This is a genomic window from Mucilaginibacter sp., from assembly GCF_036568825.1.
Lineage (GTDB): Bacteria > Bacteroidota > Bacteroidia > Sphingobacteriales > Sphingobacteriaceae > Mucilaginibacter.
Window position 1 is genome coordinate 83,146 of the sequence record NZ_DATCRU010000073.1, and the last position, 15,591, is coordinate 98,736.

The 15,591-nt window shown below is 41.9% G+C and carries 11 protein-coding genes; all 11 read right to left on the reverse strand.

Going from position 1 to position 15,591, the window contains the following annotated elements:
• Positions 1-23 precede the first annotated feature (23 nt).
• On the reverse strand, positions 24-3,500 hold the full coding sequence (locus VIM89_RS16920; protein WP_488157359.1) for a DUF2135 domain-containing protein: 3,477 nt from the start codon (positions 3,498-3,500) through the stop codon (positions 24-26).
• A 56-nt stretch (positions 3,501-3,556) separates the two neighbouring features.
• A complete protein-coding gene (locus tag VIM89_RS16925) occupies positions 3,557-5,005 on the reverse strand; it encodes a phytoene desaturase family protein (protein WP_488157360.1) in 1,449 nt (482 codons plus the stop codon).
• Positions 5,006-5,020: 15 nt separating this feature from the next.
• Positions 5,021-5,797, reverse strand: coding sequence for an NIPSNAP family protein (locus VIM89_RS16930; protein WP_488157361.1), 777 nt, complete (start codon positions 5,795-5,797; stop codon positions 5,021-5,023).
• A 7-nt stretch (positions 5,798-5,804) separates the two neighbouring features.
• Positions 5,805-8,255 (reverse strand): glutaminase family protein, encoded by a 2,451-nt coding sequence (locus tag VIM89_RS16935; RefSeq protein ID WP_488157362.1) that lies wholly within the window; start codon positions 8,253-8,255, stop codon positions 5,805-5,807.
• Positions 8,256-8,612: 357 nt separating this feature from the next.
• Positions 8,613-9,386: a 3-keto-disaccharide hydrolase gene (locus VIM89_RS16940; RefSeq protein ID WP_488157363.1), complete on the reverse strand. Its 774-nt coding sequence runs from the start codon at positions 9,384-9,386 to the stop codon at positions 8,613-8,615.
• A 27-nt stretch (positions 9,387-9,413) separates the two neighbouring features.
• Positions 9,414-10,292, reverse strand: a complete 879-nt coding sequence (locus tag VIM89_RS16945; protein WP_488157364.1) for a sugar phosphate isomerase/epimerase family protein — start codon at positions 10,290-10,292, stop codon at positions 9,414-9,416.
• Positions 10,293-10,319: 27 nt separating this feature from the next.
• On the reverse strand, positions 10,320-11,210 hold the full coding sequence (locus VIM89_RS16950) for a hydroxypyruvate isomerase family protein (protein ID WP_488157365.1): 891 nt from the start codon (positions 11,208-11,210) through the stop codon (positions 10,320-10,322).
• A 99-nt stretch (positions 11,211-11,309) separates the two neighbouring features.
• The gene (locus VIM89_RS16955; RefSeq protein ID WP_488157366.1) at positions 11,310-12,560 is read right to left on the reverse strand and encodes a nucleoside permease; all 1,251 of its coding nucleotides are present in this window, start codon (positions 12,558-12,560) and stop codon (positions 11,310-11,312) included.
• A 34-nt stretch (positions 12,561-12,594) separates the two neighbouring features.
• Complete coding sequence (locus tag VIM89_RS16960) at positions 12,595-13,032, reverse strand: c-type cytochrome (RefSeq protein ID WP_488157367.1); 438 nt, start codon at positions 13,030-13,032, stop codon at positions 12,595-12,597.
• A gap of 55 nt (positions 13,033-13,087) precedes the next feature.
• A complete protein-coding gene (locus tag VIM89_RS16965) occupies positions 13,088-14,395 on the reverse strand; it encodes an MFS transporter (RefSeq protein WP_488157368.1) in 1,308 nt (435 codons plus the stop codon).
• 56 nt (positions 14,396-14,451) lie between these two features.
• Entirely contained in the window at positions 14,452-15,507 is a 1,056-nt protein-coding gene (locus tag VIM89_RS16970) for a sugar phosphate isomerase/epimerase family protein (protein WP_488157369.1), read from the reverse strand.
• Between the last annotated feature and the right edge of the window lie 84 nt (positions 15,508-15,591).

A 15,591-nucleotide genomic window follows, 5' to 3' on the forward strand; every position in this document is an offset into this window, starting at 1 on the left:
CCGGGGGCATTTTTGTTTGTTGATTATTTAAAGTCCAGGTCACCAACATAGACTGTACCATTGGCAACTTTTTTCATCTGAAGTACAATCAATTCTTTCTTTTCCTGCGGTGTTCCGTAATGGGTATATAGCTCGGCCATAATGGTGGTCGGCCCTGCAATTGTCACCTGCCTGTCACCATAATAGTTGATCTCGATCTTATAAGTACCCTTTATAGCTTTTTTTAACAGGAATTGTTCGGGGCCGAATCCCTGGGTCATATCATGAGAAATACGCCCACCAATTGCAGTTCGGTTATGCGAATAGTAACACTTTTCGTTATTCGGGTCGTTCACCCAAAGATCGATATCGGTATTATTCATGTTCCAGTTCATTACGATACGAATATCAGCAGGGAGTGATTTGATCACTTTCTTGGAAATGGCAGAAAGATCAAGTTTACCTTTGTTCATGGCAATAATGCGGTTGATTTCAGGTAGGAATATCTCCTGTATACCGAAATACAAATGCTCTGCGTCATCGGTATAGCTTTTCGTCATGGCATTATACAGCACATCCAAAGCCCTTTGATGTTGACCTGCATCTTCCAATGCCAAACCATAATCACGATAACTCTGGGGATCTATCGGACGTAATTCGGTAATCTTTTTGCATACAAATACCTCATCTTCATAGTCGCCCAGTTGCTTTAATTTATAACCTAACATTTTATATAGTTCATAACTTCCAAGGTCGAGCTCGGCAAGATTACTTAATATTCGCAGGCCGATTTCCTTATTCCCTGTCTTGATAAAATGATCAGCTACATCAAAATAGTAAACCGGATTACTTAAGAAAGATGATCTTAATTCAAGATATTTCTGGTACTGTGCAGCTTTATCCGTTTTCTGTATGGCTTTTAAATAATCTGCATTGGCAGCGTTGTATACGATATTGATACTTCCATTTTGTGATCCGCCATTTTTGTTTTTACCTTTTTTTGTAGTAACTATTACAACACCATTGCTGCCGGATGAACCATATATCGCTGTAGCATTGGAACCTCTCAGCACATTCATTGATTCAATATCATTAGGATTCACTCCCGATATACTACTCGTCTGTACACCATCTATGACATATAGCGGTTGAGGGCTAGGTATATTTCTATTGAACCTTACTTGTATATCGCTGTTTGCTCCGGGAGCAGCCTCATTTGCTATAGCAACCCCTGCTACACGACCTTGTAATGCCTGCTCAGCCTTCGCTACGGGTACACGTTTAGCATCTGCTTCACTAACCTCGTCATCTTCGTTGGATGTTATTGTCTGCGTGGAATAACCTAATTCCGCTGTTTTATGTTGAATCCCATAGCCAGTTACAACTACTTCATTTAAAGTACTTGAGGAAGCATTTAAAACTACATTCACTTCTTTTTGATTTCGTGGATTAATTGTTTTAGTGACATAGCCAATAAAGGACACTTGAATACGAGCGCCTGCAGGTATATAAAGCGAATATCTGCCGTTATTGTTAGTTTGAGTACCAATATTAGAGCCTCTAACTTTTACAGTAGCGCCAATTATTGGTTGCCTGTCATCCATGGCAGTCACTATGCCTGTAATAAGATGTGTTCGTCCATTCGCTGTAATTGCAGGGTCGGTACTCTGGCTATCGTCTTCAGATTGGTGCTGCTGCCGGGTATTTTTTGTTACTTGTCTGTTATGTTGAACTATATCTTCCTGAGCTGAGAAATCAGTCTCCCACCATTTGTTTAGCTCCTGCAGCATATTTTCAGAAGTGGTCAGGTTTTCTTTTTGAACTTTGGTGCTGGGACCCCGTTGCTTCATAATAGCATCATACTCGGCACGTAACTCTGCCGGTGGTTCAATATCGTATTGAATGTAATCGTTCACTGTTTCCAGTACGATAAGCGATGTATTGCGGGTAACAATTCCGTATCGCTTTCCCAGCGATTCTATATCCTGCCGGTTAGCATTATAGTTGATATCCAGTTCGTCTATCTTTTTCTGTGCCCATAATTTAGCTACATCGATATCCTCTACCAAATCTTTTGACAAATCGAAAGCAATTGTTTTTTCATAGCTTACCTTGTTACCAAAGCCATATTGTAAAGCAATGGTTTGATCCGGTGTCCGGGTAATACCAGCCATAGTAAATGTCCGGCCCACTGTTACCGGCAATGATGGATAATTCTCTTCCGTTTGCTCATTACTTTTCACTCCTAAAAACCGTAAGGACTGTGTGGTTAAGCTCAACAAGGCTTTATCATTATCATCTTTCACCAGGTCGATAAAGTCGCCGCCTGATTTCAGGGCGATCAATTTCAGATTACTGTAATCGGCAGTAACTGATGAATTGATGCAATAAACAGGTGTTTTAGTCAGCTTTAAAGTTTTTTCTCCAAATGTCTGATGGCCATCGCTCATCAGTAAAAACTCATCAACGGCATATTGCGATAAGTTGATCTTACCAAAATCGGTTGCACCGTCATAAGTAGTATGTTCCAGCTCATTTTGCAGGTCCGACCAGTTGCCATTGTTTATCGCGTAAGTTTTGGTTTTTAGTATCGAATTGCTGAACGTTACCAGCGTTACCTCAATATTACTGACCTTTTTAAAATAAGCATCCAGCAATGCAAACTCTTTTTTGGCATCACGACCGGCAGCGCTTAACGACGCATCCCACAATATCCCGATCTTATGCGGTACCCGCTTATCTATTCTTTGAGCCTGTAAAGTTGTGTTAATAAAGTAATAATATTTATTACCCTGTTGCTGGATCATTACTTCGCTTGCATCTGCCGGTTTTGGAATTGAAAATGATACCGGATGATTGGGCAGATAATTGTTCTTTTTTATAGAAGCAGTGTAAGTATTCTGATGCTGATCGAATTGCAGGTTCTCGCCATTGTTCTTGTCCGGTTCAGGTGCAGTTGAATTCTGAATTACTGAAGCGTTGAGCAAAAAATCCTGTACTGTATCTTTCAAATTCAGTGGCAGGGTAAATTTCAGGTTGCCGTTATCCACCGCAGGAATTTCTTCTTCGTAGCCTATGATCACGGTACGGGTACTGTGCGGATTGATTGGATAGATACGTGTACGGAAGGTATTACCTTCTACTTTTTCCAATAATCCCGGATCGACACGCCGGCGTTCAACGGATTCGAAAACCACCGCGCCTTTGCCGCGGTCAACAGGTACGGCTTCGCGCATTTTACCGTTAATATCTAACACGTAACGACTTACGTTAACGCCATCTTTAAGCGGAAATACCAGGTTGCCTTCAAGTATGCGCGAAGTGGTGTTATAAAATATCATTTGCCAGGTTGTACGGCTCACATTGCCGTAAATCGCCACATCGACCTTCAATTGCTGCAGTTTTACTCCGTTGTTTGTTTTGCCATCTACAGTAAGTTGAGGAGATTGTGCTTGTGCGGTTAGTACCGGTAATACCCACAGTGCAAATACCGGTAACAGGAGGGAAAATATTCTTTTCATGGTTTAGTTTGTTTTCCCTAATGATGCAGGGAAAGAAAACATTCCATAAAAGAATTTTAAATGGGTTTGATATTGATATTGAAAACGTCCTTCAGCGCACGTTTTGCAGCATGATAACCGCACATACCATGTACCCCACCACCCGGCGGTGTGGATGATGAGCAGATATATAATCCTTTTGCTGATGTCCGGTAAGGAGACCATCTGAGAACTGGTCGTGTAAACAATTGCCCCAAATCAAATGCACCGCCGTTAATATCACCGCCGATGTAATTGGGGTTATATTTTTCTACTTGAGCCGAGTTCATCGTATGCCTTGCCAATATGCGATCCCTGAAACCCGGAGCAAAGCGTTCTACTTGTCGTTCAATAATTTCTGTCATATCTACTATTGATCCACCGGGCACGTGACAATACGCCCAGCCAGTATGTTTTCCTTCCGGCGCACGTGAACTGTCAAAAAGACTTTGTTGCGCCATTAGTACAAATGGTCTTTCAGCGATCTGACCATTCCAGGCAGATTTTTCTGATAAGGCTATTTCGGCAAAGGTATTACCAAGATGAACAGCGCCTGCTCGCCGGCATAATTCATTTGTAAAAGGTATTTGCCCATCCAACGCCCAATCTATTTTAAATATGCCCATTCCATAACGATAGCGCTCCAATTGCCATTTATAGATGCTGGAGAATTTATGCCCAGCTATTTGCAGCAATTGTCTTGGGGTGATATCAAACAAAACAGCATTTGATGATGGCAGTTGATTCAGTGACGTGATGTAATGATCAGTCTCGGTCTTTCCACCAAGTGATATAAAATAGGACCCCAATGCATTTGCAATCTGCTGTGAGCCTCCTTTCGGTAAAGGCCAACCTTTTAAATGCACTGCTGACATAAGCACTAATGCGGTAGCCGCCGAGCTCAAATTACTAAGCGGCTGCATACAATGTCCCGCCATTCCGGCAAATAATCCTTTTGCTTTTTCGGTTTTAAAACTATTTGCAACAGAAGAGGCTGACCGCAACGCCGTCAGCCCGAACTTCGCCATCTTAACAGGATACTTAGGCATATGAAGCGGGCCTAATGCATCCGGGGCTATCGAAGGCCAATCTTTCACAACAGGCTGAATGAGGTTGATATAAGTCTTTTCATCTATCCCAAACTGAGCCGCTGTTTCTTCTATCGACTGTTTTAAAATAGCTGCATTACCATCATCAAACGGATGCGCTGCTGCAATTTCGGGATAGATAAATTCAAGACCATGCTCAGCAAGAGGAAGTGTCTCAAAAAAAGGTGAAGAAACTGCCAGCGGATGAATTGCAGAGCAAATATCATGAAGATAGCCGGGGAGCGTCAACTCTGCTGAGCGCATCCCCCCGCCTATGGTTTCTTTGCCTTCTATCAGTAAAACCGAAAGCCCGTTCTGCTGCATCAATATGGCGGCCGCCAATCCATTGGGACCGGAGCCTACCACTACTGCATCATATTCGCGCTTTTCAGGCTTCATTCATGGCTGTAAATCTTAAAAGTCGGAATAATCTGCCGGGTGCAAAAATATAATGTCAGCCTTTGATACATTGTACTGGTACTCTGGCTTGGCCACCAATGTTTTCCACTCCGGATCATCAGAAAATGTTTTCCAATGCTGATCCCTGTCTTCTTTACTATTAAATGTCGTCATGTACATCAGGTTTGGCTGATGGCTTCCGGCCAGTACTTCAGCATAGAACACAGCATTAAACTTAAGTCGATTGAACAACACCGTTTCACCACCATCATTAAACATCTTTACCTTGTTGATGTTCAGCTTTTCGGTAGGGCTTTCATAGCTGCGCAGCTCATAAACACGATCTGCTTTATTAGCAGTCAATTGCGGAACTGTCGCCACAGGCCATTTCGGAAATGCTTTCAGTATGATAGTTTCTATCCGAGTATAAGGTTGCTCATTGTATGCGGCATCAAGATAATCTTTACCTGTTGCCAGGTATTGCTTATCCTGCATCAGCCCCTCTTCTACTTTTTCAATCTGAGCAAGAGTGGTAAAAGTGATCAAAACATATACCCGTTTATCGGTATCCTGTTCCAGAGTTCTGAAGACACCTACATTGCCTAATCCCTTGCGATGTAATGCGGGCAGATAGGCATCTTTCAGGTATTTATCCAGTCTTTCTTGTTGGCCTTGCGTTTTTATCCGATATACTTTGATCTCATAATACTGTTGAGCAGCAGCATTGGCTTTTAAGATCGTCCCCTGAACGATAAAAATTATCGCAAGTAATGTTTTGATCAGCTTATTCATTGGTTTATTATTTTGTTTTGGTCATCCATTTGTTAGCCAGGACTTTCATATAATATCCGCCAACCACGCTCCTTGCCTGGAAACCTACCATTTTGCCGTCAGTCGTTTCGTGCCAGTCACTCAACGGCACCCTGGTCGGTGTTTCAGTGGCATACTTGTAAACGGGGTCAGTTAATGCCTTAAAGTCCGCCTGGCTGTCTGCCATAGTTGCTGTCCACATGATCCAGTCTGATTTTGTATAGGTCTTCCTGCTATCCAAAGGTAACCCGAATTTGTTTTGTTTGGTCAGGTAATATTTAACCTCTTTGTCATAAAGGCTTTGAGGAAACAGGTTCAGGCCAAGCACTTTATCCCAAATCATGTTATACTTTTGGCTCCAGGTGTTTTTATCGCCAAAAACAAGCGAGTAATGATCACCTGCATCATCAATTTTCATCCAGTTTTTAACCATCTCACCGGCAGTTTTGCGGTATTTTTCCGCAATATCTTTTTTCCCTAACCTATCAGCTAAACGGGCATAGCAACCGATCCCGACAATAGCTTTAACAGAAAGGTTGGCATTATGAGCCAGATGTCCGGCAAAATCGTCTGTACACAATTGATTTTCCGGATCGAATCCCGCTTTTTCCAGGTATTTAACCCAGGTAGTTAAAGTTGCCCAATGTTTCTGAGCAAAAGCAGGGTTATTTTCTGCTCTAACAAGAGCCTCTGTCAGGATGATCATATTACCCGATTCCTCAACGGGCATGCCTTCGCCATAAGTTTGACCATTGGCTAACGGATAGGTTCCCAAATCGTGTGCAGCAAAATCGTTTTTAAACTTGCCGCTTTCGCTGTAATAGAAAATCCCATTCATCATGCCCTCCAAAAATTTCGGAGCATAAGTCAGATAAAGCGGTGCTGATGGGTAAGTTATGTCAACTGTATTGATCGAGCCATTACTAAAGTTTTCTTTTGATAAGAACAATACCTCACCTTGCGGACTTTTAACCAGCACGTGTGCCGCAATGCTTTGACGATATGCCAATACACACAATTTCGCATACTTTTCGCCACCGGCTTTTAATGCATCCAGGTAAATTCTATTGTTGAATGCGGCGCATTTCTTCATTACAGTAGCATATTCAGTTGCTGCCGTGTTGAGTTCCTGATCGATAGTTGCACCGCTATTTTTCCACCATTGTTTCAGCTGTGTGCCGAAATACTCTACGGCATACAGGTCATCATATCCAAGCTCTACAAACTTTTCGGTATAGGCTGATCCTACATTGCCGAAAGACAAGATGGTATTTAATGATAACTCACGGCCTTTTACAGCTTCTTTACTTTTAGAAGCTTTTGATAAAAACGGATTACCTATCTCCTTTTCACTACTAATATATTGTGAAACGTTAGCTGATTTTGGTACAGCAACATACATATAACCCCAGTCGATACGCAGGTCATCGCCCTTTTTCTTCAGTATAGGTTGTTCAACTGTTCCTGCTTTTAGGATAGATAGTTTATTATCATCTGCTGATTCAGCTTCAACTTCCTGTATAGGTTTATTTACAGCGATCTCAGTCGATGCGCCAAAGAATACTTTTACATTGTGTTGCTTCTCATCGTTTGAGCGTACTTTATAAGTGATGTAAGATACTGGCCTTTGAAAAACTGCGAGATCGGTGATCATCACTGGCGAAGTGAAGGTCAACGACAGATCAGCTTTACCACATTTAAATTTATAGTCAGTTTGGGTAGCGGTAACTACTACGCTGGTTTGCACTGCCTGCTTAATAGTTTCGTCTGATTTGGTTTTTTCTTGCTCAGCTAACCCAGCATCAAGGAAAGTATCACCACCGGTGTTTTTGCAATGGATAGCTAAGATGTTTGTTCCTTTCTTTAACACATTTTTAATAGGGAACATTTCAAAATCACCATTGGCCCCGGGTCTGTCCAATACCTTTTCGCCATTAATAAACACTTCTGCATCGTCATCATGGCTTAATTTTAAAAACAGCTTATATACATCCGCATTGCTGATCTCGAAAGTGCGGCGGATCCAAAGATCGTTTTTCCAAACGGTTTTGCCTTTGGGTTTGCTATCTGCAAAAGGTGCAGCGCCGGTTTCCCAGCTTTTGTCATCAAATTTTTCTGATTGCCAGCCTTCAGCGGGCTGCGTTTCGGTGTATTTGCAATCATAAGCCTGCTCGTCAGCAGCGGCCAGAACGGTTTTGTACGACTTGGGTTCCTGGCCCATAAAGCGGTATACATCGCCATCCACTTTTATTAAGCCTATCATCGACTGATCCTTACCGGTCCAGTGTTTAGTAGGCGATTCATTTAGCTGATCAGTAAACGACCAGATGCTGAAATAGGTGTTGTGGGTGATCAAAGGATAAGCCGGAGCCTTCTGCATTTGAGCGAACACCGAAGTGCACAGCATGAGCAATGCAGGTAATAAAAAAACTTTTTTCATAGAAGTAAGAAGTATATTTTAGGTTATGTAAGGCAAATATAATTTAAAAAACTGTTAAGTGAACGGTTATTAAACAACCCTGCTTATCAACCTAAAAGTCAGTATTGTTTTTTTAATATATCACTTGACGTAGGAGGCTCCGATGGAGCCAACAATCTATTTGTTATATTTTCTATAAACAGGTAGTCCCTATGGGACTTTTTATAAACGGCTTCATAGAAGCCTCCTGTTTATAGATCGTAGGAAAAGAAGAATCTAAGACTCCATAGGAGTCGCCTGAATTATGTCACAATCAATGTCTAAAATAACAAAAAAGGCCACCCCAATTGGGTAGCCCATCTATTTAGTTTAGTTTTTTTAATTTAATTCGCGAACCCAAATGTTGCGATAGCTTAGCGGCTCGCTCTTGTCGCCATGTGCCTGCAATTTTATTGGTGAAGCGCCATGGGCCTTGCCTGAATAATCAGGTTTACCGATGTATAAGGTTGGACCTTTCAGCTCAAAGTTGTTCTCAACCAATACACCGTTAAAAAATACTGTGGCATGAGCAGGCGATTTTAAAGAACCATCTGCGTTAAATTCAGGAGCATTCCAGATCACATCATAGGTTTGCCATTCACCGGGTTTGCGTCCAGGGTTTGCCAGAGGAATAGCTTGCTTGTATAAGCTGCCTGCCATACCGTTCACATAGGTTTTGTTGTTGTATGAATCCAACACCTGCAATTCATAACCGGCATCACCTTTACCTATTGAGGCCAGGAATATACCGCTATTGCCTCTTGCCTGGCCGCTTCCTGTAATATTAGCAGGTACCCGCCACTCGATATGCAGCTGATAGCTTTTGAATTTGCGTTTGGTCTCGATGTTACCATATTTTTTGTTTACGGTCATTATACCATCGGCTACATCCCATTTTGCCGGAGAACCATCGCCATTCTGAACCCATTCATCCAGGTTTTTGCCATCAAACAGAATGATTGCATCCGAAGGTGCATCTCTGAACGTAGCACCCGGAGTCACAACCTTAGGGATTGGTTCCCATATTTCTGTTTCCTCAGGTTTTGTTTGTGCAAATGCCATAACTGTACCTGTTGCTAACAAAGCAGTTAATATGATCGTTTTTTTCATCATTAATTAGTTTGGTTTGAACAATTGGTATTATATGTTTAAAGTATTCTTCATGTAGTTACAGCTTTCGGTGATGCTCACATACGGATCGATATTGGTAAAATTTTCCTGCTCCATCATAAAATGTTTCACGCCTGCGGCCTTTGCTTTCGGAATAATAGCTTTGAAATCGATACTTCCTTTCCCTACTTCCGTGTTCAAGTCAGTTTTCACTTTATCACGGTCTTTCACATGCGCAAAAGCATACCTTCCGGCATGTTTTTCTAGTATCTTAATTGGATCCTGACCTGCACGAACTACCCAGAAAATATCCATTTCCATATGCACCAATTTAGGATCGGTTTCCTTCAGAATGGTGTCATAAAAAGTAGCTCCCCCACCCAGTGGCTTCCACTCAAAATTATGGTTATGATAACCCAGTTTTAAGTTTGCAGTTTTTAATATATCTGCAGCCTTGTTCATCTTTTCTGCAACAGCTTTGCACTCGTCAACTGTTTTAATAAACTCGCCATTCAATGAAGGGATGATAACATAGCTTTGACCGATAGTATTAGCCACTTCCATATAGCGTTTCAGGTCTTCGGTATCTCCTTTTCCAAAAAATGAGTCGATACCATAGTGACCGCTTGGTGAACTTAGTCCGTTATCCTTTAAAAGTTTAGCAAAATCTTTCGATTGCAAACCCCAGTAGCCGGTTTTTGCATCATAACCGAAAGTCTCCACTTCTTTATAACCAGCTTTAGATACTTTGCCTATTACACCCTTAACATCCTTCGGTAACTGATCGCGTAACGAATATAACTGGATGCCTGGTCTGTGAACAGAAACAGCCTTCAGTAACGAAGGGGCAACCAATGCGCCCGCAGTAGCTAAGCCAGCCTGGGCCAAAAATTTTCTTCTTGTAGTCATTATTTTAGTTTTAGATAGATTGGTTTGTTAAACATCGCATATTTGTATCGCCTTGCGCAGCGACGCAATTTTATCCTTTTCTTTAGGCACAAATTCCTGTCCCACATAGCCTTTGAAGCCCGTTGCAACGATCGCCTTCATTACTGCCGGATAGTATAATTCCTGCGTATCATCAATTTCGTGACGGCCGGGTATTCCCCCTGTATGATAATGAGCGATATAGTGATGATAATCAGTGATATTCCTGATGATATCCCCTTCCATTATCTGCATATGATAAATATCGAAGAGCAGCTTAAAGTTTTCAGAATTAAGGTGTTTCGCAAGTTCAACGCCCCACTCAACGCGGTCGCATTGATAGTCTTTATGATCAATCTTGCTATTGAGCAATTCCATACATAAAACTACCTTGTGTTTTTCGGCTAAGGCCACCAAAGGTTTTAATCCTTCAACACAGTTCTTCCAGCCTTCTTCATCAGTTTTGCCGCGGCGGCTTCCGCTAAAGCAGATCAGGTTGGTGTAACCATTCTTTTCTACCAACGGAATCATTTCGGTATAGTTTTTTTGCAATGTGGCGTGGAATTGTCTATCGCCAAAACCATCTGTCAGGTTGATCTCAGCCCCATTGCACATAGGCGAATACATGCCGTGTTTTTGCAGTGTAGGCCAGTCTTTCGGTCCGCAAAGATCAACACCTTTGATGCCGATAGTTTTTGCTGTTTCGCAAAGCTGATCGAGCGTCAGTTCGCTATAACACCACGGACTAACCGAGTGGTTGATATTTCCTTTCAGAGGTAAAAATTCTTGTTCGTTTTCGGCAGGTGAAGTGAACGATGAGATCATTCCGGATGCGGTTATTGCTGCCGTGCCTGCAATCATGTTCTTAATTGCCGACCGGCGATTTTGTCGATTACTCATTCTTATTAATTTGAAAATTTGATGATGTGCCAATTTGAAGATGACTAAAATCTAATGCAAGAATTTTCAAATCTTCAAATTGACACATTATCAAATCATTTATATTTCTGTGCCCGAAGATGGCTCCTCAATATCCAAACCTGGTTGCATTTCTGTCTTATTTCTATCGGTAAAAAGCAGCATAAATAATAGCAATACTGCCACAGCAATTCCGCATGGTATTAACCAGATAGTTTGCCAGTTATGTGAAGTTGGCGATGTTTGAAAATGGCCAACTACTGATCCCGCAATTGAGAAACCGATCAGCATACCTACACCATAGGTAGCTAAAGTGATAAATCCCTGCGCGGCACTTTTAAAGCGGTCGCCAGCCAATCTATCCGTGTAGATATATCCTATAACAAAAAAGAAATCATAACACATACCATGCAGTACAATACCGGCAATCAACATCCAGTAATTTGACCCGACATCGCCATAAGCAAAACACACATATCGCAAAGCCCAAGCCAGCATGCCGAGCCCAAGCATCTTCTTCACGCCAAGCCGTACAAAAAGGAATGGCATTAGCGCCATAAAACCTAATTCGGAAAATTGGCCCAAAGATTGAACTGCTGCTGCTGACTTCATCCCAACTTCATTTAAAAACTGATTAGTTTTATCATAGTAAAATGCAAGAGGGATACATATTGCTATTGACGCGACGAAGAATACGAGATAAGACTTATTCTTCAGAAGTCCGATGGAGTCCAAGCCAATTAAGTCGCCAAATGAAGTCTTTTGCCCTTTTTTCGCAGGTGGTGTATCAGGTAGAGTGAAGCTTAATAAACCGAGCAATAACGATGCTATTGACGCCATTAAAAATGTTGAGGCCAAAGTTCCTTTCTGCTCCCACTGAAGCCATCCGATCAACAAGCCCGCAACGATCCATCCTCCTGTTCCAAAAATGCGAACCCATGGAAATTCCTTACTTGGATCAGCCATTTGCTTAAAGGAAACCGAATTAACCAGTGCCAGGGTAGGCATGTAAATGATCATGTAGGCTAATATCCCCGGATAAAAACCGGCAAAATCAGGCGCCTTGTATTCATAGTACATCAAAGCTGCACCAAGCAGGTGCAAAACACCCAATATCTTTTGGGCAGAAAAATACTTATCAGCAATAAGACCTATAATGAACGGTGCAATGATTGCCCCAAACGACTGGGTTGCATAAGCTGTTGAGCTTTGCACATCAGTTGAATGAAGTCCTTTGGTAAGATACGTGCCCATGGTAACAAACCATGCCCCCCAGACAAAAAATTCGAGGAACATCATAGTGGACAATTTAACCCGGATACCTGCGGTCATGGCTTGTTAGATTTAGATAAGAAAATAGCTATCCTTATTTTTTCAAGGATAAAATATAATTAACCATTGATTTGGCGTCGTCCATAGAAATGGTTGGATGCGGGCTCATTGGTACAGTGCCCCAATGACCGCTGCCACCCTTGATGATCTTGTTAGCAAGTGTATCTACGTCAGATGAACTGTATTTCTTAGCAACATCAACAAAAGCAGGACCGATCAATTTTTCCTGTTCTTTATGGCAGGTTCCGCAGTCTGATTTAGCGATCAGTTGCGCGCCTGCTGCCGAAGGCGTACCAGCAGCTTTTTCAGTACCGTTATGGCTTGCCGCAGTATCCTGAGCTGCGTCAGAATTGGTTGCCGTAGCGGTTTTGTTAGCAGCTGATGTGCTGTCTGCTGATCCGCTGTTTGATTTATTGCCACCGCAAGCAGCAAGTGCAAGGCTTAAGCCCAGAACGATGAATGTTTTTTTCATTTTAGATTGTAATTATGGCTTGATTAAAAATAATAAAGCGCAATTTATAAATTTTTTAGACTGCTGGCGTAGCCAATGGTTGTGTTTTGTTTCTGGAACGCATATATAATACCAATCCACCAAAAGCTACTATTAATACAATTGGAATTATAAGTGTCGTTTGCAATACTTCAGGACCTGCAGCTGATCTTGCTGCATCGTAGGCTTTAGACAGATCGGTACCTGCTGCTGCCGAACGGTAAGCATCCAGTGTCGCTCCTGCAGGTAGTTTTTGTATCATCAAACGGTCATAATATCCACCCATAAATATCATATAAATAGATACCCCGAACATACCGGCACCACCCATCAGATTCAATCCAACAGCGCCTGTTCTCGGCAAATTTTCTGCAACAAATCCAATCATACAAGGCCAGAAGAATGCTACACCTAATCCAAAAATAATTGCACCCAGGAAAATTGCATCACCGTGTAAATTAATAAGCAAATAAATACCTAGTGCCGATAAAATAGCCGACATAAGCAATACACCCTGAGGTGCAAAACGATGAACTATCGGACTCGCAAATGCTCGTCCCAATACCTGCATCGATGCCACAAACGTGAGTATCAAAATAGCATTTTGTGTTACTGTCTTAAACAGCACATCAGTCCATTGGTTTGTGAATAGTTCTGTAATGGCTGTTCCAAACATACAAATAATCATAAACCAGAAAAGTGGATTTAACAATGCTTTGTACATTTCTGCTGTGCTAACCCCGGTTGCGACGCGTTCTGTAACAGGAAATTTTAATTTAGAGAACAGGAAACCATAGATAAGTGTCGGTATAAGCATTACAGCGACTTCAACCTGTGAAATCCAATAGGGTTTTTCTCCCGCCCCATTAGCTAAAACGGAATCCAGTCCAAACACAACCAACGTGCCAATTACGATCCCTGCCGGAAACCAAAGGTGAAAATGGTTTAATTTAGTAGTTTTATTATCTGTGTACAATGATGCTACTAATGGATTACAAGCTGCTTCTACTGTACCATTTGCAATACCAATAAGTAATGTAGACAAGAATAACGGCCAGTATCCTTTAGCAAATATTGTCAATACTATACCAGCAAGATGGAAGATAAAAGCAGAGAGTAATAATTTTTTCATGCCGATTATATCGACAACCATTCCACCGATAATGATGGCTAAAGGGAAGCCCCAAAAAGCCGTAGCAGCTATTGTTCCTAATTCTGATGCGTTAAGGTGAAAGTGAACGCCTTGCTCATTCAATACACCTGCGCGGATACCGAATGATAGCGAAGTAACTAACAATGACAGGCAACTTGCCCGGAAAAGTTGTGTACGGTTGATATTCTCCATGAATTCTATTTTAGGGTTAAATTGGTTCCTTAGTTTGAATTATAAGAGGCGGACAACTATTCTAATCCCAGCAATCTGCGATTAAAACCTTCGTCTGATCCGGAGGCGGCAAAGTCATCGAATGCTTTTTCCGTTACCCTTATAATATGATTTTTAATAAACTCGGCGCCTTCTTTCGCTCCGTCTTCAGAGTTCTTCAATGCGCACTCCCACTCCAGCACGGCCCATCCGCTGTAATTATATTGAGTCAATTTACTAAAAATCCCTTTAAAATCAACCTGTCCATCCCCTAAAGAACGGAAACGACCAGCACGTTCTACCCAATTCTGGTAACCGCCATATACGCCTTGTTTACCTGTCGGATTAAACTCTGCATCCTTCACATGGAACATTTTGATCCGCTCGTGGTAATTATCAATATATTCCAGGTAATCCAGGCATTGCAATACGAAGTGCGACGGATCGTATAACAAACAAGCACGTTTATGCTGGTTCACATGATCCAGGAACATTTCGTAAGTAATACCGTCATGCAAATCTTCACCCGGGTGAATTTCATAGCACAGATCAATGCCGCATTCTTCGTAATAATCCAGGATCGGTCTCCAGCGTTTGGCTAATTCAGAAAAGCCTGTCTCAACCAAACCGGCGGGGCGCTGCGGCCATGGATACATCATCGGCCAAAGTAATGCACCGCTGAAAGTTACGGCTGCATTTAAGCCTAAATTTTGTGATGCTTTAGCAGCATACTTTACCTGCTGAACCGCCCATTTCTGGCGCTCAGCAGGGTTATTCTTGTAAGCGTCCGGCGCAAACGCGTCGAACAAGGTATCATAAACTGGATTTACAGCCACCAATTGTCCCTGTAAGTGTGTAGACAATTCGGTGATCTCTAATCCGCAGGCATTTACCTGGCCCTTTATCTCATCAGCATAAGTTTTGCTTTCAGCAGCTTTTTGCAGATCGATAAAACGGGTATCATTTGTAGGTAATTGTACGCCCTTATAGCCAAGGCTTTTTGCCCACTTACATATCGATGTTAAGTTATTAAACGGCTCCTGGTCGCCAATAAATTGCGCCAAAAATATAGCCGGCCCTTTGATGGTTCTCATAGCCTCACCCCAACCTCTCCAGCGGAGAGGGAGTTTTTAATTTTTATTTAATTATAACCTAATAACTTTTTGTTTCATCTGCAC